The sequence below is a fragment of the Herpetosiphon sp. genome (assembly GCF_003512625.1).
GTDB classification, from domain to species: Bacteria; Chloroflexota; Chloroflexia; order Chloroflexales; family Herpetosiphonaceae; genus Herpetosiphon; species Herpetosiphon aurantiacus.
In genome coordinates this window covers 1-24,832 of the sequence record NZ_DOPT01000071.1, presented here as the reverse complement: position 1 = coordinate 24,832, position 24,832 = coordinate 1, and the positions used below count along the sequence as shown (strand labels likewise).

General features: G+C 51.1%; 22 protein-coding genes. 19 read left to right on the top strand and 3 right to left on the bottom strand.

The features are described from left to right. From murB to DEF47_RS15625, 18 genes are all read left to right on the top strand, one after another. Window positions 1-909, top strand: a complete 909-nt coding sequence (gene murB, locus DEF47_RS15710) for a UDP-N-acetylmuramate dehydrogenase (RefSeq protein ID WP_012191039.1) — start codon at window positions 1-3, stop codon at window positions 907-909. Continuing rightward, window positions 906-1,991: a D-alanine--D-alanine ligase gene (locus DEF47_RS15705; RefSeq protein WP_012191038.1), complete on the top strand. Its 1,086-nt coding sequence runs from the start codon at window positions 906-908 to the stop codon at window positions 1,989-1,991. The genes murB and DEF47_RS15705 overlap by 4 nt, the downstream gene beginning before the upstream one ends. After that, on the top strand, window positions 1,988-2,836 hold the full coding sequence (locus DEF47_RS15700) for a cell division protein FtsQ/DivIB (RefSeq protein ID WP_012191037.1): 849 nt from the start codon (window positions 1,988-1,990) through the stop codon (window positions 2,834-2,836). The genes DEF47_RS15705 and DEF47_RS15700 overlap by 4 nt, the downstream gene beginning before the upstream one ends. A gap of 11 nt (window positions 2,837-2,847) precedes the next feature. Continuing rightward, complete coding sequence (locus DEF47_RS15695) at window positions 2,848-3,192, top strand: small basic family protein (protein ID WP_201783493.1); 345 nt, start codon at window positions 2,848-2,850, stop codon at window positions 3,190-3,192. Window positions 3,193-3,445: 253 nt separating this feature from the next. Next, window positions 3,446-4,693 carry a cell division protein FtsA gene (gene ftsA / locus DEF47_RS15690; RefSeq protein WP_012191035.1) on the top strand — a complete coding sequence of 416 codons (1,248 nt, stop codon included), beginning with the start codon at window positions 3,446-3,448 and terminating at the stop codon, window positions 4,691-4,693. A 70-nt stretch (window positions 4,694-4,763) separates the two neighbouring features. Continuing rightward, window positions 4,764-5,933 carry a cell division protein FtsZ gene (gene ftsZ / locus DEF47_RS15685; RefSeq protein ID WP_012191034.1) on the top strand — a complete coding sequence of 390 codons (1,170 nt, stop codon included), beginning with the start codon at window positions 4,764-4,766 and terminating at the stop codon, window positions 5,931-5,933. A 336-nt stretch (window positions 5,934-6,269) separates the two neighbouring features. Further along, the gene (locus DEF47_RS15680) at window positions 6,270-8,189 is read left to right on the top strand and encodes a peptide ABC transporter substrate-binding protein (RefSeq protein ID WP_012191033.1); all 1,920 of its coding nucleotides are present in this window, start codon (window positions 6,270-6,272) and stop codon (window positions 8,187-8,189) included. A 315-nt stretch (window positions 8,190-8,504) separates the two neighbouring features. Beyond that, window positions 8,505-9,572, top strand: a complete 1,068-nt coding sequence (locus DEF47_RS15675) for an ABC transporter permease (RefSeq protein ID WP_012191032.1) — start codon at window positions 8,505-8,507, stop codon at window positions 9,570-9,572. Between the two features lie 52 nt (window positions 9,573-9,624). Continuing rightward, window positions 9,625-10,596 carry an ABC transporter permease gene (locus DEF47_RS15670; protein ID WP_012191031.1) on the top strand — a complete coding sequence of 324 codons (972 nt, stop codon included), beginning with the start codon at window positions 9,625-9,627 and terminating at the stop codon, window positions 10,594-10,596. Window positions 10,597-10,621: 25 nt separating this feature from the next. Continuing rightward, on the top strand, window positions 10,622-11,596 hold the full coding sequence (locus DEF47_RS15665; RefSeq protein WP_041304663.1) for an ABC transporter ATP-binding protein: 975 nt from the start codon (window positions 10,622-10,624) through the stop codon (window positions 11,594-11,596). A gap of 12 nt (window positions 11,597-11,608) precedes the next feature. Then, a complete protein-coding gene (locus DEF47_RS15660) occupies window positions 11,609-12,598 on the top strand; it encodes an ABC transporter ATP-binding protein (RefSeq protein WP_012191029.1) in 990 nt (329 codons plus the stop codon). Window positions 12,599-12,853: 255 nt separating this feature from the next. Next, window positions 12,854-14,602: a peptide ABC transporter substrate-binding protein gene (locus tag DEF47_RS15655; protein WP_041304661.1), complete on the top strand. Its 1,749-nt coding sequence runs from the start codon at window positions 12,854-12,856 to the stop codon at window positions 14,600-14,602. Between the two features lie 46 nt (window positions 14,603-14,648). Beyond that, window positions 14,649-15,608 (top strand): 2'-5' RNA ligase family protein, encoded by a 960-nt coding sequence (locus tag DEF47_RS15650; RefSeq protein ID WP_041304659.1) that lies wholly within the window; start codon window positions 14,649-14,651, stop codon window positions 15,606-15,608. Between the two features lie 39 nt (window positions 15,609-15,647). Next, window positions 15,648-16,898 carry a Glu/Leu/Phe/Val family dehydrogenase gene (locus tag DEF47_RS15645; RefSeq protein WP_012191026.1) on the top strand — a complete coding sequence of 417 codons (1,251 nt, stop codon included), beginning with the start codon at window positions 15,648-15,650 and terminating at the stop codon, window positions 16,896-16,898. 362 nt (window positions 16,899-17,260) lie between these two features. Then, window positions 17,261-18,034, top strand: a complete 774-nt coding sequence (locus DEF47_RS15640) for a segregation and condensation protein A (RefSeq protein WP_012191025.1) — start codon at window positions 17,261-17,263, stop codon at window positions 18,032-18,034. Between the two features lie 53 nt (window positions 18,035-18,087). Continuing rightward, entirely contained in the window at window positions 18,088-19,770 is a 1,683-nt protein-coding gene (locus tag DEF47_RS15635) for an RluA/RlmK domain-containing protein (RefSeq protein WP_012191024.1), read from the top strand. Between the two features lie 65 nt (window positions 19,771-19,835). Next, window positions 19,836-20,930, top strand: a complete 1,095-nt coding sequence (locus DEF47_RS15630) for a bifunctional GNAT family N-acetyltransferase/class I SAM-dependent methyltransferase (RefSeq protein WP_012191023.1) — start codon at window positions 19,836-19,838, stop codon at window positions 20,928-20,930. Continuing rightward, complete coding sequence (locus tag DEF47_RS15625) at window positions 20,927-21,376, top strand: tetratricopeptide repeat protein (RefSeq protein ID WP_012191022.1); 450 nt, start codon at window positions 20,927-20,929, stop codon at window positions 21,374-21,376. The genes DEF47_RS15630 and DEF47_RS15625 overlap by 4 nt, the downstream gene beginning before the upstream one ends. A gap of 20 nt (window positions 21,377-21,396) precedes the next feature. Here the strand turns inward: DEF47_RS15625 and DEF47_RS15620 are convergent, their stop codons facing one another. From DEF47_RS15620 to DEF47_RS15610, 3 genes are read right to left on the bottom strand one after another with little or no spacing between them, the layout of a single operon-like run. Next, window positions 21,397-22,002: an HAD-IA family hydrolase gene (locus DEF47_RS15620; protein ID WP_012191021.1), complete on the bottom strand. Its 606-nt coding sequence runs from the start codon at window positions 22,000-22,002 to the stop codon at window positions 21,397-21,399. Continuing rightward, window positions 21,999-22,475: a DinB family protein gene (locus DEF47_RS15615; protein WP_012191020.1), complete on the bottom strand. Its 477-nt coding sequence runs from the start codon at window positions 22,473-22,475 to the stop codon at window positions 21,999-22,001. The genes DEF47_RS15620 and DEF47_RS15615 overlap by 4 nt, the downstream gene beginning before the upstream one ends. After that, window positions 22,472-23,332 carry an ATP-grasp domain-containing protein gene (locus DEF47_RS15610; protein ID WP_012191019.1) on the bottom strand — a complete coding sequence of 287 codons (861 nt, stop codon included), beginning with the start codon at window positions 23,330-23,332 and terminating at the stop codon, window positions 22,472-22,474. The genes DEF47_RS15615 and DEF47_RS15610 overlap by 4 nt, the downstream gene beginning before the upstream one ends. A gap of 405 nt (window positions 23,333-23,737) precedes the next feature. Here DEF47_RS15610 and DEF47_RS15605 point away from each other — a divergent pair. Continuing rightward, on the top strand, window positions 23,738-24,832 hold a 1,095-nt coding region (locus DEF47_RS15605), incomplete at its 3' end, for a serine/threonine-protein kinase (RefSeq protein ID WP_287045224.1).

Here is a 24,832-nt window from a genome sequence, read left to right as displayed (position 1 = left end):
ATGATCGATCTTCGCGAACATGAGCTACTCGCGCCCTACACAGCTTGGCGCATTGGTGGCCCTGCGCGGTATTTTGTAAACGTTACCAGCCCTGAGCAACAGGTTGAGGCGGTGCAATGGGCTGAACTTCGGCAGTTGCCAATTTTTATGCTGGGCGGCGGCTCGAATTTGCTGATGAGCGATGCAGGCTGGAATGGCTTGGTGATTCGCAACCGCGCGACTGGCTTTGAATTGCATGAACATGGCGATCAATTGACGATTCATGTGCAGGCTGGTGCACCAACTGCTGGCACAGTGCGGCGCTTGGCGGCTCAAGGCATTGCGGGCCTCGAATGGGCCGAAGGTTTGCCCGGCACAATCGGCGGGGCAATTTATGGTAATGCTGGTTGTTATGGTGGCGAAACTGTCAAACATCTGCAATCGGCCCGTTTATTAATGCCCGATAACCAGATTGTCGAGTGGGCGGCGGCTGATTTTCAATTCGACTATCGCACCAGCCAACTCAAACGACTGGCAGGCAATCGCCCAACCACGCGCATTCCATATGTGCTTGATGCCGTGTTGACTGCTTGGCGCGATGACCCAGTGTGGATCGCCAGCAAAATGGCTGAGATTGCCGAAGGTCGTAAGCAACGCACGCCCGCTGGCTCGTCGTGTGGCTCGGTGTTTAAAAACCCTGCCAATACCACGGCTGGCCGTTTGATCGATGCTGCTGGCTTGAAAGGCTTTCGCATGGGCGCGGCCCAAATTGCCGAAAAACATGCCAACTATATCTTGAATTTGGGCGGGGCGACGGCTAACGATATTTTGCGGGTGGCCGAATATGCCCAAACCGAAGTGCTCAAACAATTTGGTATCGAACTCGAATTAGAAGTTCGCGTGATCACCAGTGAGGATCAATCGTTATGACAAAACGGCGGGTTGGAATTGTTTTTGGCGGGAAATCGGGCGAGCACGAAGTGTCGTTGAAATCGGCGCGGGCCGTGATGAATGCGCTTGATCCTGAAAAATATACCGTGATTCCGATTGGAATCACCCGTAATGGCCAATGGCTCAGCGGCGGTGATCCGTTGTTGGCCTTGGAGCAACAGGCCGACCAAAAGATGCTTGGCCGTACACCGCAAGCTGGTGTCGTCAGCGAAACAGCGATTGTGCAAAGTGCTGGCAGTTTGCCCGAACAAACCAACGTTGCGGCTTTGGATGTGATTATTCCAGTCTTGCATGGCCCATTTGGCGAGGATGGCACGATTCAAGGGGTGTTTGAGTTCGCCAATCTGCCCTATGTTGGCTGTGGAGTTTTGGCGGCTTCAGTTGGGATGGATAAAGGCTTGATGAAATCGGCTTTTGCCGCCGCTGGTTTGCCCCAAGTGCCCTGGCAGTTGGTTTTGCGCCGTGATTGGCAAACCCAGCCCGAAGCTGTCTACGAGCGGCTTGAGGCTACGTTGCACTATCCAATGTTTGTTAAGCCCGCCAACTTAGGTAGCAGCGTTGGTATTAGCAAAGTCAGCAATCGAGCTGAATTGGCGACTGGCATGGCCGAGGCCGCTGGTTATGATCGGCGAATTGTAGTCGAGCAAGGCATCAATGCCCGTGAAATTGAAGTCGCAATTTTGGGCAACGACGATCCCAAGCCCTCAGTGCCAGGCGAAGTGCTGCCTGCCAACGATTTTTACGACTATGCCGATAAATACCTTGAAGGCCAAACCCAATTTGCAATTCCGGCGGAGCTTGATGCTGCGACCAGCGAACAGCTGCGCGAGATGGCAGTTACCGCCTTCAAAGCGATTGACGGGGCTGGCTTGGCGCGGGTCGATTTCTTTGTCGAGCGCGAAACTGGCGCGATCTATATCAACGAAATTAATACCTTCCCTGGCTTTACGGCGATGAGCCAATATCCCAAATTGTGGGAAGCTACGGGCCTTGGCTATAGCGAATTACTCGATCGGCTGATCGATTTGGCGATTGAGCGTTATCACGAGCGAGGCCGATGAGTAATCCACGTCGCACAAGCCGCTTGATTAGCCGCAAACCGCGTGGGCGTGCGCCGCTGGGCGTGCGTACCACCACGCCGATGGTGCGCCCAACGGCACGAACCATTCTGCGCAGCATGCTCTTAAATGGCAAATTAGCGGCGTTGGTGTTGTTGTTGGTCGGTATTGGCTGTTTGATTGTGGTCTTTCGTTCGCCAGCCTTTGTGGTTGGCGAATTGGAGATCGAGGGCAATCGCTCGGTTAATGCTGCCACGATTAGCCAATTAGCCAATCTGCAAGGCATCTCGATTTGGGATATTGATCCGGCGGAAGTGGCCGCGCGAATTAGCCAAAACCCCTATGTGTCCACCGCCAGCGTGCAGTTGCGGATTCCCGCCCGCGTATTGGTGCGGGTGCAAGAGCGTCAGGCCGCCGTGGTTTGGAATATGGGTGGTACAAATTACGAAGTGACGGCGGGTGGCGAAGTGTTAGGCTTAGCTACGTCGATTACGACGGCAACCTTAGTGATTTACGATACCCGCACGATTCCGATTTCGGCGGGGAGCTATATTGACACGGATGCGCTGAATTTGGCTCAAACGCTCTATTTGCGCATTCCCAAAGAGCTTGGTTGGCAACCGACGCGCTACGAATGGGACCCATACTATGGGCTTTCGGTTTACAATGATACCAATCAAGCGGTATTTGGGCGGTTGGCTGAACAGCAGGTGAGCCTTGATTTGAAACTTGCAACGTTGCAACAAGTTCAAGCAAGTAACACTGTATGGACATTTATCGATTTACGACCGGAAAAACCCTACTATCGACCGCAGGCGACTCCAACGCCAACGGCAGGGTCGCAATAAGGAGCACATGCGTGGAGCAGCGACAAGCTATGTGGATTCCGCTGGCGGGGCTGGGAGTCGGGGTGGCGATTGGACTTGTTTCCGGTCTGACAATCCCCTCGCAATTTGCCCGTTATACAGCGGTGGCAGTTTTATCAGCGCTTGATTCGATTGTTGGGGCAACGCGAGCAACAATCGAAAAACGCTATCGGAATCGGATTTTTATTTCGGGATTAATTGGCAACACTGTATTGGCGGTTGTGCTGGCGTTTCTTGGTGAGCGGCTAGGCATTGACCTCTATTTGGCGGCAGTGGTGGCCTTTGGTGTCCGTTTGTTTGAAAATGCCAGTCGCATTCGACAACACCTGGTTGGCTAGGCGCAGGTTAGTAAAACAAGGCTGTGGTACGGTTGATAGATGCACTTTTTCGCAATGTCGCGCTCTCATCATTCATTATTTCGAGCAACCCGACATTGAGCATTGTTCCAGCCTTGAAGATGCAGCTTCTTCTGCGACCTAGTGTAGGTTGTTGACGCAATGCAGCGTGGTTGCAAAGCGATCTGCTATCTCGTATAATCGCCAGCAACCCTGCTTGACAGGCAACATTTTAGCCTAACACAAGGGGTTTTCCATGAATCGCACCATTGTCGGTATTGATGTCGGTACAACCAAAATATGTACTTTGGTTGCTGAAGTTCACGATACAGGCAAAGTGAATATTTTAGGGGTTGGCCTCACTCCTTCCAAGGGTCTCGACCGTGGGGTCGTGGTCAATATCGACGAGGCGGTTAGCGCGATTGCGACCTCGGTTGAAAAGGCCGAGCGGCTTTCGGGTTATCGGATTGGAACTGCCTTTGTCGGGATTGCGGGCCGCCATATTTCCTCAGTTAATAGTCGTGGGGTGGTCGCCATCTCACGGCCTGATCATGAAATTTCGCGCACAGACGTTGCCCGCGCTGTCGAAGCCGCCCAAGCGATTGCCATCCCAACCCAACGTGAAGTGATCCATGTGATTCCACGGGCCTATATCGTTGATGGCCATGAGGGTATTCGCGACCCAGTGGGTATGGCAGGCTATCGGCTTGAAGTTGAAACGCATATCGTTACTGGCGAGGTAATGGCGATTCAAAACTTAATCAAGAGCGTTGAACGGGCGGGGGTCGGCATCGACGACCTGGTGCTGCAACCCTTGGCTTCAGGCGAGGCGGTGCTGAGCGAAGAAGATAAAAGCCGTGGGGTTGTGCTGGTTGATATTGGTGGCGGCACAACCGACATTGCGATTTTTATTGGTGGTGGCATTTGGCACACCGTGGTGTTGCCAATTGGCGGAGCACATTTTACCAACGATTTGGTTTATGTGCTGCATACACCGCATAACACCGCCGAATATCTCAAATTGCGCTATGGCAAAGTAACCGATATCGACAGCCATGACCCTGCTGATGATCTGATCGATACCGATGGCTTTTCGCCAGGCGAACATCAACAAGTCTCGCGAGTTGAATTGAATGAAATTCTGCAAGCGCGAGCCGAACAACTAATCGACATGATTGGCAATGAAATCCGTCGTTCTGGCTATGAAGGCCTACTGCCTGCGGGGATTGTCCTGACAGGTGGCTCGGCTCAATTGCCTGGCTTAGATGAGATGGCACGCCAACTTTTAGGAATGCCAGTGCGCATTGGCATTCCAACGAATTTGACTGGATTAGCTGAAGCAATAGATGCACCACCCTATGCCACGGCTGTGGGGCTTGTCCGTTGGGGCTTGCGTCATGGAATGGGCAGCGTTGGCGGCCATGCTGCGAGCCAACCAGCAACGACCAACTGGAAACAAACCTACGACCGCTTCAAAATGTGGTTACGGGAATTTTTACCGTAAACAAGCATCGTGGCTACAGTCGATCCACGCCATTGCTGGGCTTTGGTGCTGATCTGGAGGCAAACTTAACATGGATTTCAATAGTAACTTAATTGAAAATTTCGCCCAAATCAAGGTGATTGGGGTTGGTGGTGGCGGCTCGAATGCGGTTGATCGCATGGTCGAATCAGGCCTGCAAGGGGTCGAATTTATCACCGTCAACACCGATGCTCAAGCCCTGATTCACTCACCTGCCACGATTCGCGTGCGGATTGGCGATAAACTGACGCGCGGACTTGGCTCAGGTGGTAATCCCGTAATTGGTCAAAAAGCCGCCGAAGAAACCCATGATGAGCTGCACGATGTGTTGCGTGGCTCGGATATGGTTTTCATCACTGCTGGCATGGGTGGTGGTACTGGCACGGGTGCTTCGCCCGTGATTGCTTCGATTGCCCAAGAAATTGGCGCTTTGACGGTTGGTGTGGTGACACGACCCTTCTTGTTTGAAGGCAACCATCGCCGCAAAGTTGCCGAATCGGGAATTGACCAACTCAAGCCAAGCGTTGATGCCTTGATTGTGGTGCCAAATGATCGTTTGCTGCAAATTGCTTCGAAAAACACCAAAATGAACGAAGCCTTCCGCATGGCCGACGATGTGCTGCGCCAAGGGATTCAAGGGATCTCCGATTTGATTACCAGCCGTGGGTTGATTAACCTCGACTTTGCCGACGTAAAAACAATTATGTCGCAACAGGGCACAGCCTTGATGGCAATTGGCCATGGCATCGGCGATAATCGCATGATCGATGCTGCCAATATGGCGATCTCATCACCCTTGCTCGAAATCTCGATTGATGGCGCTAAGGGTGTGCTGTTCAACGTGACTGGTGGTGAAGATTTGGGCTTGTTGGAAGTCAACGAAGCTGCCGAGATTATTTCCAAGGCAGCTGATCCTGATGCCAACATTATTTTCGGGGCACGGATTGACCCCAACCTGCCAGCTGATGAAGTTAAAATCACGATTATTGCGACGGGCTTTGATCAAGCGCGACCACAAGGCAACAATCGCTCACGTTCATATCCATCGGCGCAAAGCCAACCGACGAGCCAACCAACCAGCTACCAACAACCAACCCAGCAACCAGTGCGGCCAGCACCTCAACCACAACAACCACAACGGCCCACCCCGCCAACCTCGTTTGGTAGCAACGACGATTTAGATATTCCGCCATTCTTGCGCAACCGTGAACGCCGCAAGTAAGGCTTTTGGCTCGCTCTGAGGGAGTGGTACTACCCCCTTGGGGCGAGCAAATTGCCCAAATTGAGCGTAAATATTTTTAGATAGTTAGCTAGGTCGTTGGGCAAACTGCCCAAAGATTAGGCAAAAAGTACTACAAATTTTGACACCAGCTTTTTAATGGTTATAATGATGCTCTGAATACAGATTGCATCTGTGCTACTTATACTATCCCCAAAAACCACATTGGAAGGAGGTGGTCGCGTCACCAACGAGACACCTGTTGGCCCTATATCCCTCTGATATAGGAATGTTCGATTTATAAATCGTCCTTTCAACTGTTTGATTTAGGAGGCAAGAATGCTTCGATCAAAGCGCCAATTGATGAGCTTTGCGCTCATGTTGGTCCTTGTTGTTCCGATCCTTGCTGCTTGTGGTGGCGAAACAACTCCAACCACAGCTCCAGCAACGACTGCCCCAGCAACCGCAACTACAGATACCTCATCAGCAGCAACTGCTGAACCAACTGCTGCTGAAGCAACCGTCGAACCAACCGTTGCTGAAGCAACCGCCGAACCAAGCACCGGTACTACTCCTGATATGGATAAAACCATCATCATCGGTATGACCCAATCGCCAGATACCTTGTTCGGCATTGAATCACAATCAAGCGCCACGACCCAAGTGTTGTCAGCGATTCAACCAGCTTGTTTCACCACTTTGAGCTACGAATATCAACCAGTTTGTTTCACCAAATTGCCAAGCTTCGAAGATGGCGATGCAGTGACCCAAACCGTCTCAGTTGATAGCGCCTATGCTGGCAACATCGTGATCGATGATGAGTTGATCACCGATACCGCTAGCTTGACCGAAGCAATCGAATTGGAACAAGTTGTTGTGACTTGGACCTTGATCGATGGCATGACTTGGGAAGATGGTACGCCAATTACCGCTGCCGACTTCGTGTTTGCTGCTGAATTGTACCAAGATCCAGGCATCAAGAACGCTAGCCGCTTCGTGCTTGATCGCACCGAAAAATACGAAGCCAAAGACGAAAAAACCTTGGTATGGTACGCTGCACCAGGTTACACCGATGCAACCTACTTCTTGAACACCTTTGGGCCTGAACCAAAGCACGTTTTGGAAGGCGAAGATCCAGCAACCATTGGTGGTAGCGACTACGCTAGCAAGCCATTGGCATATGGCCCATACAAGATTGCTGAAAACACCCCACAAGAAAGCACCAAGTTGGTTGCAAACGAAACCTACTGGAAAAAAGGTTTCCCTCTCGTTGGTAATGTTACCTTCAAGTATCTGACCAGCGAAGATCAAGTGTTGCAACAATTGGAAAGCGGCGAAATCGACGTAGTTGGTTCAATTGGTTTGACCTTGGCTAACGCTCCTAAGCTCGACGAACTCGAAGCTGCTGGCGTGCTCAAGGGCCAATATGTTCCAGCAACCGTGTGGGAACACATGGACTTCGGTGTCGAGCGCAACGACGGCCAACCATCAGTATTCGCTGATGTCAAGTTGCGCCAAGCTGTTGCTTACGCTGTCAACCGCAAACAAATCATCGATAACGTCTTGTTCGGCAAGACCGTTGTGATGAACACCTTCTTGCCAGCCGACCACTGGGCTTATCCACCAAACGGCGAAGGCTTGGAAGCATACGAATATGATGTAGAAAAAGCTAAGGCTCTCTTGGCTGAAGCTGGTTGGGTTGCTGGCGCTGATGGCATTCTTGAAAAAGATGGCACCAAGCTCACCATCCAATTCTACACCACCGAAAACAACCAAACCCGCGAAGCCGTTGCTCAGTTGATCCAAGAAGACCTGAAAGCTGTTGGTATCGATGTTACCTTGAACTTCGTTCCAGCAACCGATGTCTTGTTCAAGAACGGCTCAGAAGGTATCTTGTCAGGCCGCCGCTTCGACTTAGGTTTGTACGCTTGGGTCAGTGGCCCAGAGCCTTCGACCGCTCTGTACCTCTGTGAACAAGTGCCAACCGAAGAAAACAGCTTTGGTGGTCAAAACAACACTGGCTGGTGTAACCCAGATTACGACAAGCCAGCCTTGGCCTCACAATCAGAAACCGACCGCGCCAAGCGGATTCCTTTGGTCATCGAAGCTCAAAAAGTCTTCAATGCCGAATTGCCAACCTTCCCATTGTACCAACGTGTCAATGTTGGTGCCTACAACGTCAAGGTTAGCGGCTTGGAATTGAACCCAACCAGCCAAGTTGACTTCTGGAACATCGAAACCTGGGATGTTACTGAGTAATCGGTAACCTTCCAGCTGCGGAGCTACGTGCCTACACGTGGCTCCGCAGTCGATCCCTCTCTTTCCCTACAGCTTTCGCGAGCACCATGCAGCTAAATCAAGACAATGTTGTCAGACTCGGAATGGAACCACCAGACAGTGATTGTCGTGCTTGTGTGGTTTTTTTTGTAATGCGAGATAAATGGTACAATAGGCCAGTTTTCCAAGCTTAAAATTGATTGCTCTTTTTTTGAACGTAATTTGCCAAAGTAGAGTGTAGTAGTTAACAACTGTTTATCTTGGCATTAACCATTCAAGCAAGTGTAGAGGTACCGCATGACCGTATATCTCATTCGGCGCTTGTTCCAAGCGATTCTCGTCCTTATTTTATCGTCAGCAGTGATTTACTCGCTGTTTGCCCTGGCTCCTGGTGGCCCACTTGAGGAGCTAACCCAAGTTACCGACCCCAAGAATCGGCCTAGCCCCGAAGATATTCAACGTCAAATCAAGTTGCTAGGGGCCGATAAGCCTTGGTTCTTGTGGTATCCAACTTGGCTCGCTGGTGATACCTGGATGGATAAAATTGGGTTTGAAGAATATCAGGGCGAACGCAAGGGGATCTTGCGCTGGGATTGGGGTACATCGTGGAAGTTTCAACGTAATAAGCCAGTCTTGGAGATTATTGGCGATAAATTGCCCGATACCCTGTGGTTGATGATTTCATCAACAATTATTTCGTTGGTGCTGGGCATTCCGCTGGGGGTTTTCTCAGCAGTGCGCCAATATTCTTTTTTTGATTATGTGTTGACCACATTTAGCTTTATTGGCTTATCACTGCCGGCCTTCTGGTTTGGTTTGTTGATTATCGCGGTATCGCTGTGGTTTAAACGCAATGGCTGGTTCTACTTCCCCGCTGGCGATATTCTGGCCCTGCGTAATTACGAGGTTCCGATTCTTGGCACGGTCGTCGCTGGCTCGTTGCTTGATCGGGTGATGCACTTGGTTATGCCTGTTACGGTGCTTTCAATGCTCAACTTGGCCAACTGGAGCCGCTTTATGCGGGCGAGTATGCTTGAAGTGTTGAGCCAAGATTATGTGCGGACTGCCCGCGCTAAAGGGGTCAAAGAACGCGTCGTGATCTACAAGCATGCCTTCCGCAATGCCTTGATTCCATTGATCACGATCATCGTCTTTGCGATTCCTGGGGTGTTTGGTGGCGCACTGTTTACCGAAACAGTCTTTAATTATAAAGCGCTCGGCTTTACCTTTATTAGCGCTCTGAACCTCAAAGATTATCCTTTGGCGATGGCCTTCTTGCTGATTTCGTCGATCTTGTTGGTGTTTGCGACGTTGCTGGCGGATGTGCTCTATACCATTGTTGACCCACGAATTCGACTTGACTAGTTGCTACTGGTAGGGTGCGATTGGTTTCATTAACCTTGTGAAAGGAAGATCCATGGCTGTTTCAACAACGCAAGTCGAAGCTCATGAGCCTAAAAAAGAAGAATATGAGCGTCCATGGCTTGAGGTGCTCAAACGGTTTACCCGCCACCGCTTTGCGGTTGGAAGTGTTGTCGTTTTGTCTTTGATGATTTTGGCGGTTACTTTTGGGCCGTTGTTTATGCCTTTTGGCGAAACCGATAGCGCCGTTACCAAGAAAGACCAACCGCCAGGCACCGAATATACCTTGCCCAAAGATCTTTATTACAATAGTATCGGTGGCGAGGTTCGGACTCCCAAAGGTACAACCCTGACCTTCTGGCTTGGCTCGGATAATATTGGCCGCGATTTGCTGACGCGTTTGCTCTATGCTGGGCGGGTTTCGCTGTATATCGCGGTTGCCGTTACCTTACTGAGCGAATTAATCGGCATCATCGTTGGTGTGATGAGTGGCTATTTTGGGGGCTTGGTCGATGCATTCGCTATGCGCTTTGTAGACTTCCTCAACACCTTGCCGTTGCTGCCAATTCTCTTGATTATTTCAACGATCTTAGAACCAACGATCAATCTGTTGATTTTGATTCTGGTGTTCTTTAGTTGGACGGGCGGCGCACGTTTGATGCGTGGCCAAATCTTGAGTTTGCGTGAACAAGAATATGTTTCAGCATCACGTGCTTTGGGTGCTTCCAACTTGCGGATTATGTTCCGCCACCTTGTGCCAAATGCCTTAGCTCCCAACATTGTCAATGCCTCGTTGGCCTTGAGTGGTGTGATGATCACCGAGGCTGCTCTCAGCTTCTTGGGCTTCGGCGTGAAACTGCCCGCCGCATCATGGGGCAATATGCTCAAAGGTGTTAATACGACCATTCTTGAAAAATATACATGGCAAGCCTTCTTCCCGGGGCTGGCAATCTTTATTTGTTCATTGTGCTTCAATTTCATTGGCGATGGCTTGCGCGACGCTCTTGACCCACGCGCCAAACGCTAACCTGTAATTCTTGCTAGATAGGGGCATGCTTGTGGCTCAATCCGATGTTTTGTTGAAACTCAAGGGTGTCAAAACCTACTTTTTCACCGATGAAGGCACTGTCCATGCTGTCGATGGCCTCGATTTTCAGGTGCGTCGTGGCGAAACCTTGGGCATCGTCGGCGAATCTGGTTGTGGCAAAAGCGTAACGTCCATGTCGATCTTACGTTTGTTGGGCAAAACTGGTAAAGTCATCGAAGGCGAAATTATGTTCGATGGCGAGAATTTGCTCGACCTGAGTGAAGAAGAAATGCGCAAAATCCGTGGCAATCGGATTTCAATGATTTTCCAACAGCCAACGACCTGTCTGAATCCTGTTTTCCGCATCGGCGAACAGATTATCGAGGCCTTGCAAATTCACCAAGGGCTTTCGGGCGAGGAAGCCAATAAACGCACGATTGAGCTGCTTACTTTAGTTGGTTTGCCCGACCCCGTGCGTCGGATGCGTTCGTTCCCCCACGAAATTTCTGGCGGTCAGGCCCAACGGGTGATGATCGCGATGGCCTTGGCATGTAACCCTGAATTGTTGATTGCCGATGAGCCAACGACTGCACTTGACGTAACGATTCAAGCCCAAATCTTGGATCTGATGCGCGAGTTGCGCGAAAAGGTTAATACTGCAATTATTTTGATTACCCACGATTTAGGGGTGGTGGCCGAAATGGCCGAAAATGTGATGGTGATGTATGCCGGTAAGGCGGTTGAATATGCGCCTGTCCATGCGCTGTTTGAAGCACCCAAACACCCCTATACCCAAGGCTTGATCGCTTCAACGCCAGTTTTGGGCAATGTGCGCGATGAATTAGAGACAATTCCTGGCCAAGTTCCAAGTTTGTTGAACCCGCCAGCAGGTTGTCGGTTTGCTTCACGCTGTGCCCACAAAATGGATCAATGTACGCAAGAAGAACCCCCGTTGATCAAGCTTGAAGGTGATCGACTGGTACGTTGCTGGTTGTACTAGAAGAGGTTTGACATGACTGTTTCCAACAGTACCAGTGAGAATTTGCTTGAGGTTCGTAATCTCAAGAAATATTTTCCAATTAAGGGTGGTTTGATGCGCCGCACCGTCGCCCAAGTTAAGGCGCTCGATGGGGTGAGTTTTAGCATCAAGAAGGGCGAAACCCTTGGCTTGGTCGGTGAATCGGGCTGTGGCAAAACTACGACGGGCCGCACAGTCTTGCGCCTGATCCCACCATCGGGTGGTGAGGTGCTGTTTGAAGGCCAAGATGTGCTCAAGGCAAGCTCTAGCCGCATGCGAACCTTGCGCCGTGATATGCAAATTGTGTTTCAAGACCCTTATGCCTCGCTTAACCCACGGATTCCAGTGGGCCAAAGTATTGCCGAAGGTTTGACGATTCACAATATTGGTACGCCCAAAGAGCGACTTGACCAAGTTGCCCAGGTGCTGGATCGGGTGGGCCTTAATTCCGGTCACATGCGCCGCTTCCCGCACGAGTTTTCGGGTGGCCAACGCCAACGGATCGGGATTGCCCGTGCTTTGGTGATGCAGCCCAAGCTGATCGTCTGCGATGAGCCAGTTTCAGCTTTGGACGTGTCGATTCAAGCCCAAGTGCTCAACCTGTTGAACGACTTGCAAAAAGATTTGGGCCTGACCTACCTGTTTATTGCCCACAACTTGAGTGTTGTTGAGCATATCAGCAATCGGGTCGGTGTGATGTATCTCGGTCGTATGGTCGAACTCGCAAGTCGCGATCAACTCTTCCGCAAACCAATGCATCCCTATACCAAAGCCTTGATGTCGGCAATTCCCTTGCCTGACCCAACTATCAAGCGCGACCGGATTATTTTGGAAGGCGATGTGCCTAGTCCAGTTAATCCACCAAGTGGCTGCCGCTTCCACCCGCGCTGCTGGCTGGCCCAAGATATTTGTAAACACGATGACCCAATCTTTGAGGAAAAAGAGCCAGGCCATTTTGTGGCATGTCACTTTGCTCAAGGTTAAGCGTATTGTTGGGCAATAACACCAGAACCGAGGCGGCTTTGCTACCTCGGTTCGTTGTTTAACGAGCTAAAGATCTGATGAGAAACCCCTGTGTTCCCTGAAATATGGCCTACAAATATTAGACAAAAGTGGCGGGCTGCGCTACACTGCCTGTTGCTTAAAAGTGATCGAACGTTGCGGTTTGAATAAATTAGAGCGTCAACCATCAGCACGTTGTTAATTGCTTGCTTGATGCTTGACCTTGGATTGATGCTCATGAAATTGCGTTTTAGCCTTGCGCTGTTGCTCTGTTTTAGCTTGATTGGTTGTAGTATTGAGGGTGGTGCACCAGCTGGTCAGCCCACTGTCCAAGTGCCAACTCCCTTGCCAACGACCAACCCTGCCACTTCCAATCTTTGGACGTTGGGCTTAACGGAGGAGCCAGTTGATCTGTATCCCTACAGTTATGCCTTTCGTGGCGCAGCTCCATTGATTGAATTGCTTTACCCTGCGCCTTTGACGGTGGTTGCTGAAGCCTATACCACAACTGGCGTTTTGGAGCGCGTGCCATCATTCGAAAATGGTGATGTGCAATATATTACAACCACGGTTAATCTTGATGCGAATGGCGTAATTACCACCACGCAAACCGAAACGATTACCAGCGTGCGTCAGTTGACCGTCACCTATCGCTGGAATAAAAATTTGCAATGGGAAGATGGCCAACCATTAACCGCAGCTGATTCAGTTTTTGCCTATAATTTGTTGCGTGGTAGCGCCTCAACCGCCCAATTGGCAACCCAAAGCGACTTAACCGCCGATTATGTGGCGATTGATCAATATACGACTCGTGCTTATTTGCCGCCCGAACGCGACGACCCAAATTATTTGGTGACGGTCTGGACTCCATTGCCAGCGCATTTGTTTGAAGGTCAGCCAAGTGCCAAAGAAGTTAGCGATCGTTTGGCCCAGTCGCCAGTTGGCTATGGCCCGTATACGCTCAAAGCCTGGACGGCAGGCACGCAGTTGGAATTTGTGCGACGCGAAGGTCAAACGGAACAATTGCCTAGCACGATTATTGCCCGTTTATATCCTGATATTGCCATGATGCGCGACGATGTGCTGAGCGGGCGGGTCGATGTGGCTTGGACAGAAGGTTCGTTGGAGCAATTAGCGCTTGATCTGAAAACTGATGTGCAATCCAAAACCTTGCAATTGCTCCAAGCTCCCAACCCAATTTGGGAACATATCGACATGAATTTGGCGGTTGTAGCTTTGCAAGATATTCGGATGCGCCAAGCGATTGCCCATGGTTTTGACCGTGAGGCGATTAGCACAACCTTGTATGGCACGCCCAAAGCAGTTTTGCATAGTTGGTTGGCGGCTGAATCATGGGCTTTTGATCCAACAACAGTGGTCAGTTATACCTTTGATCCTGCGCTTTCACGCCAATTGCTTGATGAAATGAATTATCGTGATACCAATGATGATGGTTTGCGCGAACGCCCTGATGGTACGCCCTTCCAATTGACATTAACCACTTCGGCTCAAACCCCGATTCGCCAACGCCTGAGTGAGCAATTTGTCAGCGATATGCAGGCAATCGGGATTGATATTAAGGTTGAAGCCTTATCAACCACCGATTTGTATAGCCAGCAAGGGCCATTATTTGGGCGACGCTTTGAATTGGCCTTGTTTGGCTGGCTGCGCAGCGTTGATCCCGATGGCGCGGTGTTGTGGAGTTGTGCCGCGATTCCTAACCAAATTAACGGCTACTCCGGCGATAATTTTACTGGTTGGTGTATGGATACCGCCGATCGGGCGATTCGTACCGCGACCAGTTCGCTTGATCCGGCGGTGCGTAAGGCTGCCTATAGCGAACAACAGCAAATTTTCACCCGCGAATTGCCAGTCTTGCCCGTGATTACCCGCCAAACCACGGTGTTGCTTGCGCCGAATGTGCGAGGTGTGCAACCGCAACCATTGGCTCCAATTACTTGGAATGTGGGTGCTTGGCAACGCTAGCGGCGCAGATTTTGCTTAATCGCGCTGATGACTACTGACGATCAACGTGGATCAAACTGAAATTATGCGCTTACTACTTGGAATCTTATTGCTAAACTTAGTGTGGTGTAGCTACCGCCCCCAAGAACGCCAAATTCTCTGGGGGTGGTTTTTGCGTATCTGGCCACGGGTTCGACCAATATTGGGCTGGTTTTTGATTTTTATCGGCATCTTGGGTGTGATTCTGCCAATTCTCCAAGGGATTATCTTCTTGGTGATTGGCTCGGCCTTGATTGGCCCACGCCATCGGCTGATTCGCCGAACGCGAGTAGCTTATAAACAGGTTTTGCATCGTTTGGCTGGTTCGTCCAATCGATTTTTGGCATGGCTGGGGCGCTTTGGTATCAGCTCGTTGCGCACCATGAACCAGCAAATTCGGCGTTTTATGGAATATCGCACGCGCTATCAGCGCAAGCATCGGCCAATTCGCTTGGCAATTGTGCCGCCGCCCGATGTAGTGGCAATGCTTGATCACTATCGCCAGCGCTACGATCCGAGTTATCGCCATGGCTTGCCGCCGCATATCGTGCTTGTGCCAAGCAGCCATCCCAGCGATCGTGATGATTTTGAGCGAGCGGTGGCAACCACCTTGAGCCAATGGTCGAGTTTTGATCTGACCCTTGAGCACTTGCAAATTGCCCCAAATCAGCATCGTTTGGTGCTGCTCCCTAGCCAAGGCAAAAACTTGCTCGAACAACTCCAAGCGAGCTTGCCGCAAACGCGCCCAATCAAACGCCAGCCATGGCCAGCCTTAACGATTGGCAAATTGCTGCAATATAGCAGTTTGGCGAGCGCTCAAACCTGGGTCGCCGAAACCTGGCAACCACAACGCTGGCATGTAGCTGAATTGGTCTTGTTTGAAGAACGTTTTGGCCGGATGTGGCACGAAGTACGGCGTTTTCGTTTGGGCGCTCGCACGAACCATGCGGAGTGTGTTAAGATACATGCACTTAACGATTATGCCTAAAGCAGCGTTGCTTTACACTCACTGCCGAGGAGTTTTACGATGATTGAAACCACAATGGCAACCGCCCAGCGCCAATTTGATATTGCCGCTGAATTGCTGGCCTTAGAACCGGAAGTTCGCGATATGCTCCGCGAGCCACGGCGTGAGTTGATCGTGCATTTTCCGGTCAAGCTGGATAATGGGCGGGTGCGAACTTTAACTGGCTATCGTGTCCATCATAATATTACGCGTGGCCCAGCCCTAGGTGGCTTGCGCTTACAATCGTCGGCTACGCTCGATGAAATGCAAGCTTTGGCGATGTGGATGACCTGGAGTTGCGCGATTGTGCAAATTCCCTATGGTGGAGCCAAGGGCGCGATCGTTTGCGATCATCGCGAATTGACTAGTGGCGAACTTGAGCGGATTATTCGGCGTTATGTGACCGAAATTACTCCATTGATCGGCGCTGAACGTGATGTGATCATGCCCGACCTTAACACCAATGAGCAAACCATGGCTTGGATTATGGATACCTATTCGATGCATCATGGCTACACAATGCCATCGGTTGCAACCGGTAAACCAGTTCAAGTTGGCGGTTCACAGGGCCATGGCCAAGGAACTGCCCGTGGTTTGTGCTATACCGTGCGCCAAGCAGCCAGCAAAATTGGCCTCGATTTGGCGGGAGCACGGGTGGTGATGCAAGGTTCCGGCTCGACTGGGCGTTTGGTGCTGCAATTCTTGGCGGAAATGGGCTGTCGGATTATCGCTGCCAGCGATGATACTACCGGCATTGTCGCTGAATCCGAGGCTGGAATCGATGTTGCTGCTTTGATTGAACATCGAGTTCAGACCGATGGCGTAGCTAATTTGGCTGGCACAAAGCCGATTAGCCATAACGAATTGCTCGAATTACCATGCGATATTTTGGTGCTCGCAGCAGGCCAAAACGATATTAGCGGAGCCAATGCTGGCCGAATTCAAGCTAAAATTGTGGTCGAATTAGCCAATGGTCCAATCACGCCAACCGGCGATTCGATTCTCGCCAACAAACAAATTATGGTTGTGCCCGATATCTTGGCCAATGCAGGCGGGATTGTGGTTTCCTACTTCGAATGGGTCCAGGGCTTGCAAGAGTTTTTTTGGACCGAACGCGAAGTTCATGGCGAATTAGCCACGACCATGGAACGGGCCTTTAACGAGGTCTTTACCGTCGCCCAAGAACGTTTTGTGCCATTACGCACAGCGGCCTATCTGCTAGCCGTTGATCGCGTCGTCCGTGCGATGGCGATGCGTGGGATTTATCCGTAGTAGCTGGGGATCGGGGGATCGGTTGTTGGGGATCGGGATAGTTTCGTTCTCTCACCCCCCGCGGCGGGCGAGGGGAGTTGTCGGCTCATGATAGGCTGCTTCCCCCTCGCCTCGCGTGCGGGAGCGGGGCTAGCTTACAAGGGTAGGTTTTAAGTCCCCTCACCCTCGACCCCTTTCCCACGGCGGCGGGAGCAGGGCGTTCCATATAGATGATTCCCCCCTCGCTCGCTGGGCGGGAGAGGGGGCTAGGGGGTGAGGGCATGCTGGCGGTTGTTCATACGATAAACTATTACATCTCTCTTCTATAATGGGCGATATGCGATGATTTCATCCCTCATCCTTCATCCCTCATCAATACGATTATGCCCTTAGCAACCCATCACCCCTATAATCTGCAATTGCCCGAATTTGCTGGCCCTTTGGATTTGTTGTTGCGCTTGATTGAGCGTGAAGAATTGGCGATCACGGCAATTTCGTTGGCAGCGGTTGCCGATCAATATCTGGCCCATGTGCGAGCCATTCCCGACCCCGACCCTTTGACCGTGGCCGATTTTCTTGCCTTGGCGGCCCAATTATTGTTGATTAAATCGCGGGCTTTGCTGCCTCGACGCGAGCCACCACCCGCCCCGCCTGAAGAAGATGTGGCTGAGCAACTGGCCCAGCGTTTGCGCGAATATCAACAATTTAAACAAGCTGCAACCCAATTGCGCGAATGGGAAAGCGCTGGTTTGCGCGTGTGGGAGCGGGTTGCGCTGCCACCCCAGCCCGATTTACCAGCGCCCCAAATTGCAACCCATAAATTAAGTGCCTTGGTTAATGCCCTCTCGCGGCGTTTGAGCCTGATCGAGCGTGAAACTCCACCAATTGCCATCCCCAAGGCCAAAGTTATTACAATTGCCGAAATGGCCGAGCTGATTGGCGAACGTTTGTTGCGCCAACGCTATGTCGCCTTCGACGATCTGCTGAGCCTCGCGACGACTCGTAGCGAAGTGATTGTGGCCCTTTGGACGATTTTAGAGCTCGCCAAACGTGAAATTATTAATGTTGAACAGGATGATTTGTTTGAATTGATCAATCTCTCGCGCGGGGAGCGCTTCGGCGAAACACTGACTGAACAGATGAAGGATGAGGGATGAGGGTATACTATTCCTAATTCCCCGCAGCAATTGATTGAAGGAATGAAATCATAATGCACATCGAAATTCTCTACCGCGACGAGCAAATCCTGGTGATCAATAAACCAACCGGGGTGGCAACCCACGCACCCCAAGGCGATTTGGCATTAACCGATGTTGAACGCGCTTTGCGTGCCCAATTGCAACTTGAGTATTTGGCGATTCATCAGCGGCTAGATCGCGATACCTCGGGCGTGATGCTGTTTGCGCTTGACCCCGCCGCCAATGCCAATTTGGCCACGGCCTTTGCTGAACATACGATTGAGAAAACCTACCAAGCCTTGGTGTATGGCGTGCCCATCCAAACTCAAGGGGTCATCGATGCTGCGCTTGCGCCTGCTGGCGATGGCATGATCCAGGTTGCCTCAGCCCATGATCGGCGTGCTCAATCAGCAATTACGCATTATCGGGTCTTGGTCAGCAGTCCTGATCAGCGATTTAGCTTGTTGGAATTACAGCCAAAAACTGGCCGAACTCACCAATTGCGGGTGCACTGCGAATGTTTGGGCCATCCAATTGTTGGCGATCCGCTGTATGATGTGGCGCGAGCTGCCCCCCGACTGATGCTGCATGCCAGCGAATTACGCTTCACCCACCCGCTTACTCAACAACCATTGCATATTCAAGCGCCAACTCCAGCCTTATTCACGCGGGTGGCGCAAGGCTTGCCCGAATTACAACAAAGCACCGAGCTAGCTGCGCTGAATGGCTTAATCGAGTTAGCGGCTGAACGGCGGGCTGTCCTGGCAGCCGATCCTGCTACGACGATCTTTCGGGTGTTTCATGGCCCAAGCGATGGTCTGACCCATCCATGGTTGCAGCATTGGACGGTCGATAAACTTGATCAGGTATTAATTGCCTCGTGCTATGACGAACATGTGCGCCAAGTGCCAGCCAGCTTAATCAACGCCTTGGTTGCGCAATGGCAGCCGCAGGCGATTTATGCTAAATATCGCCCTCGGGCTGCTGCCAAAGTTGACGAGGCCGCGATGGCTGAGTTAGCTCCAACTAGGCCAGTGTGGGGTGAGCCAATCGAGCAAGTGGTGGTGCAAGAAGCTGGGTTAAGCTATGAATTGCGGCCTAACGACGGCTTGAGCATTGGTTTATATGCTGATATGCGTGAAACTCGCCAACGGGTGCGCAATTTGCTTGCCAAGCGTCAATTGCGGGTGCTCAACACCTTTGCCTATACCTGTGGCTTTGGGGTGGCAGCCGTTGCCGATGCCCCTGAGGCAATCGTGACCAATCTTGATCTTTCGCGGCGCTCGTTGGATTGGGGCAAAATTAATTATGGCCTGAATCAGTTGGCCGTTGAAGATCGTCAGTTTGTATTTGGCGATGTCTTCGATTGGCTCAGTCGTTGGGTGCGTCAAGGCCGTCAATTCGATGTGGTGATTCTTGATCCACCGTCGTTTGCCCGCAATCGGGGTAAGCGTTGGCGAGCCGAAGAAGATTACGCCGATTTGGTAGCCTTGGCGGTGCAGTTGTTGCCAGCCGATGGCCATTTAATCGCTTGCTGTAACCATGTTGGGCTTTCGCGGCGGCAATTTCGTGGTCAAGTCGAACGCGGTATGCAGCAAGGGCGTTGGCATGGCACGATTGAAGCCAATTATCCGGCCTCGCCCTTAGATTACCCCGCTGCCTATGGCGAAAGCCACTTGAAAATTATTTTAGCGACTGGTCAAACCAACGATTAATCCTGCTTTAAACTTCTGATGTATAGTAGAGAGCGGAGTATTTTGCTGTTTAAGGTCGGAGCGCAATGGAACGTCAACAAGTGCAAGTTCGTTTGGCCAGTAGCGCCGATTATCCGGCGGTGATTGCGGTAACCTATGCGGCCTACGCCCCGCAACGAGCCAAAAGCGAGCTGTATGCCTATGTCTATAACGAAACTGTCGAGAGCCTGAGCGCCTCGCAGGCCAAGCATCCCAATTGGCAGATTTTGGTGGTCGAAGAGGCCGGCCAGATTGTCGCAGCAGTACGGGTTGGCACGTTCAGCCCAACCGACACCGATTTGCACCTCTGGCGTTTGAGCGTCGATCCTGCAGCTCAAGGTCGCGGTTATGGCAAGCTCTTGGTGCAGACAGTCGAACAATGGGCCAGCGCCCAAGGCTATCAAAGCATTTCGTTGGGTGCGCTGGAAGTTTCGCCCGAAAATCAGGCGATGTATGAGCGTTGGGGCTATCGCTATCATGAACGGCGCGAAATGACCAGCGCTCCTGGTAATTTTTACGCCATCCTACATAAGCCAACTGAGCGTATGGCTAATCAAACCGTGGCAACTTACGAAACAATTGCCGATGATTATCAGCAACGGCGGGGGGCAATTAGTGCTTGGACTTTAAAATCACGTGATCGTTTTATGCACTACTTGGCCGCACCCGCTAAAATTCTTGAAGTTGGTTGTGGGCCTGGCCGCGATGCCCTGATGCTGCGCGAAGCTGGCTACCAAGTAGTTGGGCTTGACCCAACGTGGGCCATGTTGCAATTTGCCAAACAGGCTGAAGTTGCTTTGGTTGCTGGCGATGCGCGGAGTTTGCCAATTGCAGCGGCCAGCGTGCAAGGCGTTTGGGCCCAAGCCTCATTATTGCATCTACCACATTTGGAATTTTCGCTAGCCTTGAGCGAAATTGCTCGGGTATTGCAACCGCACGGGATTTGTTATCTCAGCCTAAAAATTGGCGAAGGTGAACAGATGCAGGCCGATGGACGCTTTTTTGCCTATCATCAACCTGAGTTGGTAGCTAAGGCCTTGGCGGGGGTTGGCTTGCACGTGCTGGAACAATGGAACATTGATGATAGTCGGCCAAATTGCCCGCCATGGGTTAAAACGATTGCGCGAAAGGAGCCTGCATGAGCGAACCAAAAATTCCTTTCAAGGCCAAAATGTGGTTTGCCTGGGGCCAAAGTTGTACCTATTGGGGCAATCGCACGCTTTCCAAGCAAATGTATCGCTGGGCGTTCAATGCCTATACCCGTGCTCAAACCTATGCACCGTGGTGGGGCATGCCCGTCTTGCGGCGGGCGGTAATTCGTGGGCGTGAGCTTGATGATTATGCTGGAGCCGTGCGCGATTTTGGTGATCTGATCAAGCTTGATCCTGCGTGGGCCGAGCCATATTTGCAACGTGGCATTTTGCATAGCTTTCATGGCTTGCATGCGGCGGCGCGGGCAATTGCCGATTTTGACCAATTTTTGAAGTTGGCTCCAGCGACCCATAGTTGGCGCACTGATGCCGAGCGTTTGACCGAGCGTTTACGCGACGAATTGCAAGAACGAGGCTGGAGCGAACAAACCGAGTAGCTCCAGCCTCGTTCGGGAGTTTAACTTTGAGGAATAGTGGTTTTGAGCCAAGCCGCTAGGTTGCTGTAATCGCGATAGTGTTGGGCTTGCCAACCATGGCTTTGGGCGGCAACAACATTGGCTTGGGCATCATCCCAAAAGGCGATGCTGGCGGGTGCTAGCCCAAGTTGCTGGGTAACCCGCTCGAAATATTCGGGCATTGGTTTGCGTGCGCCAATGCCCCATGAAGCCAACATGCCATCGCACCAGCGCCACATACCTAAATCGTGCCAAAGATAGTTGCTACGATGGCGCTCTTGGTTGGTCGCAAGATAGCACTTCATTCCACGCTCACGCAGCAGTTGCATCGCATTCAACACCCGGGCATCAACCAAGCTCTCTTCGTGAAACCAACGCGCCAAGAAGCTATCAAGGTCGCTAGGCCAAGCCCATTGCTCCAGGTACGATGGCAAAACCTCTCGCAGATCGGCCTTGCCATCAATGCAATCCAAAAATACCCCTTGAAAAAATGGCTGGGTATGTTTGAAGCTGAGGTTATGTTCGCGCTCCAAATAAGCAGCAAAGCGAAACATCGGCACACATAGCACCCCATCAACATCGAACAACACCGCTTGGAGCTTGCTCATGCTTGTGGCTCAGCTGCCAAGGTGCGCTGAATTTGGTCGATATGACCAAGGCCATGGTTGGCGTAGGTTTCGACCAAACTGATTAAGCTGACTGGGCCGTTTTCGGGGTGAAAACCAGTGCGTTGCCAATCGTCTTCAGGCAATTCGCGCCAAAATTGCACCCAGCGAGCATGCAACGAACGTAACAATTGCAATGAAATTTCGACATCAGCTTGCTGCGCATCGCCAAACGCCGCCCACGAATCTTGATCATAGGGCTTGAGCGTAGGATTTTCCTCGCTGGCAATCAATTTGCAACGAATATACGAATTCATATGCGAATCGGCCAGATGATGAATATTTTGGGCTACGCTCCACTCGTTAGCTAAAAATTGTGTGGTCAGTTGGCTTGGGCTGAGTGGTCGCACCAACTCAGTTAGTTGCGCAGGCAATTGTTCAATTTGGGCAATCCATTGGTCGCGCTGCTCACTCATGCCAATTCTCCTACCAGTTTGGGGCTAACAACGCCTAAAGTTTGGAGCACATGGGTATAAACGCCGACGATCACATCATCGCCAGCATCGCGGGCAATATATTCAAAGCCAGGCGAGGCATTGGCTTCAATCAGCCACCATTCACCATTGCGATCTTGAGCAATATCCAAGCCTGTCCAGCGCAAAGGCAAGGCTTCAAATAGCGAGGCTGCAAAATTACTAATTGTCGTATGTAAGGCTTGATCGTCAATCACCACTGCCCGGCCACCATTCCAGTGCAATGGGCTAAGATTGCCTTCAAACATGGCTTGATCGATATTTTTTTCGTAGAGCAAAATCAACTGACCATCCAAAAAGACTGCGCGATATTCGTGAGCAATCTCAATTGTGCCCTGAGCCAGCGCAATATAATCAAAATCTTTGCTTGCGCCATCGAAAATTTTGGTCAAGGCGCGAATGATGCCCTCGCGGTCGTGGCAGCGAAACACATTCAAGCCGCCCGAGCCACGATTGCGTTTGATCATTACGGGCAAGGCGAATTTGGCCAACACATCGTCGGCGATTGCTTCGAGGCTATCGAAGGCGCGATATTTGGCAAAACGATCCGGCCCAAGTGGGTGGAAGTACGATTCAGTTTGTGGTTGCTTAATCCAATTGTGGGTGAGGGTATAAAAATAATCTTTATCGCGGCAGATTTCGCTCATTGTGTTGTCGTTGAGCGGTGCTTTCCAATTGACAAACAGCCAATTACGGGTAGGACCAACGATGCGCAGAATGTTTTCCGTCGAGTGTAAATGTTCATACGTCAAACCGAGCCGTTCACAAGCCAGCGACAGCAAACGAATATTCGGATTCATGGATCGTCCTTAAAAAACTTAGGCGGGAAGCTCTGGTGGTTGGCATGTAGCATACCGCACTCTGCGCTAGTTGCAAGTGGTATTTTGCCACAGTGCAGCACAAAATTAGTAAAACCTAACAATTATATATAGTCAAAATGATTTGTATTTAATCAGAATTTACTGAAACAGATCAGGTTTGTTCTGAATATCCATATAGCTAGCAAGCATTTTCAAGTGAGTATGATTCGATTCAATGCGCTAGCAAGGGATTTAGGCCCGAATTAATGAAATTTTTAAATACTCAATTTCGTGCTTGTCAATGTTGGCGAATAATGTGATAATGGGGCATCAATCTAGCCTGCAATTTTCGGCACTTGATACTCGAAGCGGATACTCCGCAGTTGACGTTGTAGGATTACAGCAATGAAATCATTTGAACATACCCAACTGGGTGAGTATACATTGCAAGAAGAGATTGGCCGTGGCGGGATGGCGCAAGTCTATCGAGCGCAGCATCAAGCCTATGGTCTGGTTGCCTTCAAAGTATTACCACCCTATTTTGCCCACGATAACGATACACTTCAGCGTTTTATGCGTGAGGCGCGGGCCAATCGTACCTTGCACCACCCGCACATTGTGCAATTGTATGAAGCCAGCGACATTGCCCAAGCCCAAAACCCCTACCAGCCGATCCACTATATCGCAATGGAATATATCGCTGGGGGCACGCTGACCGATCGCTTGCGTCAACAGCCGCAACAGCCATTAAACTCGACGCTTGAAATGGGTGAGCAAATTGGCTCAGCCTTGGATTATGCCCATGGCAAGGGTTTTATTCACCGCGATATCAAGCCGAGCAATATTTTGTTTCGCAGCAACGGCCATGCTGTGCTCGCCGACTTTGGGATTGCCCTCGCCAACAACGAGGCCCGCATGACCAAGGCTGGCGGTTTTGCTGGTACGGTCGCTTACACTGCGCCCGAAATTTTCGAGGGCGAAACCGCCGATGTGCGCTCGGATATTTATGCTTTGGGCTTGATTTTGTATGAATCGTTGGCTGGGCATAACCCCTATGCCAACATCAGCACTAATGCCCAAATTGCCATGAGCAAAATTTTAACGACACCGCTGCCACCATTGCAAGATGTTGCGCCGCATGTGCCTCCGTTGACGGCTGAAATTCTGGCTCAAGCAACCGCCAAAGATCCAATTCGGCGCTTTGCTACAATGTCGGATTTTGTTGAGGCCTTGAAACAAGCTAAATTCAATCGGGTCAGCGATCGACCTGCGCAACAATTGAATGCCAGTGGTCGCCCGATGATTCCAATTGCTGGTCGGCCTGGAGCGCCAAATCGCCCACCACCACGCAATCAGCCAAGTGGCGATAACCCAACGCAAGCCTTTGTAGCTGGGGTTGCTGCTTCATCTGCGGCGGCTGCGGCCATGCCTGAGTCTAATGAAGGCACGATGATCTACACGCCACCAACCCCAAATCCGGTGGTGAATCAACAGGCTGCG

Excerpts from the sequence above, each read along its gene's own strand:
- DEF47_RS15635 (WP_012191024.1), top strand. The coding sequence starts at position 18,088 with ATGCACATCGAAATTCTCTACCGCGACGAGCAAATCCTGGTGATCAAT.
- ftsA (WP_012191035.1), top strand. The coding sequence starts at position 3,446 with ATGAATCGCACCATTGTCGGTATTGATGTCGGTACAACCAAAATATGT.
- DEF47_RS15655 (WP_041304661.1), top strand. The coding sequence starts at position 12,854 with ATGAAATTGCGTTTTAGCCTTGCGCTGTTGCTCTGTTTTAGCTTGATT.
- DEF47_RS15640 (WP_012191025.1), top strand. The coding sequence starts at position 17,261 with ATGCCCTTAGCAACCCATCACCCCTATAATCTGCAATTGCCCGAATTT.
- murB (WP_012191039.1), top strand. The coding sequence starts at position 1 with ATGATCGATCTTCGCGAACATGAGCTACTCGCGCCCTACACAGCTTGG.
- DEF47_RS15610 (WP_012191019.1), bottom strand. The coding sequence starts at position 23,332 with ATGAATCCGAATATTCGTTTGCTGTCGCTGGCTTGTGAACGGCTCGGT.
- ftsZ (WP_012191034.1), top strand. The coding sequence starts at position 4,764 with ATGGATTTCAATAGTAACTTAATTGAAAATTTCGCCCAAATCAAGGTG.
- DEF47_RS15620 (WP_012191021.1), bottom strand. The coding sequence starts at position 22,002 with ATGAGCAAGCTCCAAGCGGTGTTGTTCGATGTTGATGGGGTGCTATGT.
- DEF47_RS15680 (WP_012191033.1), top strand. The coding sequence starts at position 6,270 with ATGCTTCGATCAAAGCGCCAATTGATGAGCTTTGCGCTCATGTTGGTC.
- DEF47_RS15665 (WP_041304663.1), top strand. The coding sequence starts at position 10,622 with ATGCTTGTGGCTCAATCCGATGTTTTGTTGAAACTCAAGGGTGTCAAA.
- DEF47_RS15700 (WP_012191037.1), top strand. The coding sequence starts at position 1,988 with ATGAGTAATCCACGTCGCACAAGCCGCTTGATTAGCCGCAAACCGCGT.
- DEF47_RS15670 (WP_012191031.1), top strand. The coding sequence starts at position 9,625 with ATGGCTGTTTCAACAACGCAAGTCGAAGCTCATGAGCCTAAAAAAGAA.
- DEF47_RS15705 (WP_012191038.1), top strand. The coding sequence starts at position 906 with ATGACAAAACGGCGGGTTGGAATTGTTTTTGGCGGGAAATCGGGCGAG.
- DEF47_RS15675 (WP_012191032.1), top strand. The coding sequence starts at position 8,505 with ATGACCGTATATCTCATTCGGCGCTTGTTCCAAGCGATTCTCGTCCTT.
- DEF47_RS15660 (WP_012191029.1), top strand. The coding sequence starts at position 11,609 with ATGACTGTTTCCAACAGTACCAGTGAGAATTTGCTTGAGGTTCGTAAT.
- DEF47_RS15625 (WP_012191022.1), top strand. The coding sequence starts at position 20,927 with ATGAGCGAACCAAAAATTCCTTTCAAGGCCAAAATGTGGTTTGCCTGG.
- DEF47_RS15630 (WP_012191023.1), top strand. The coding sequence starts at position 19,836 with ATGGAACGTCAACAAGTGCAAGTTCGTTTGGCCAGTAGCGCCGATTAT.
- DEF47_RS15615 (WP_012191020.1), bottom strand. The coding sequence starts at position 22,475 with ATGAGTGAGCAGCGCGACCAATGGATTGCCCAAATTGAACAATTGCCT.
- DEF47_RS15645 (WP_012191026.1), top strand. The coding sequence starts at position 15,648 with ATGATTGAAACCACAATGGCAACCGCCCAGCGCCAATTTGATATTGCC.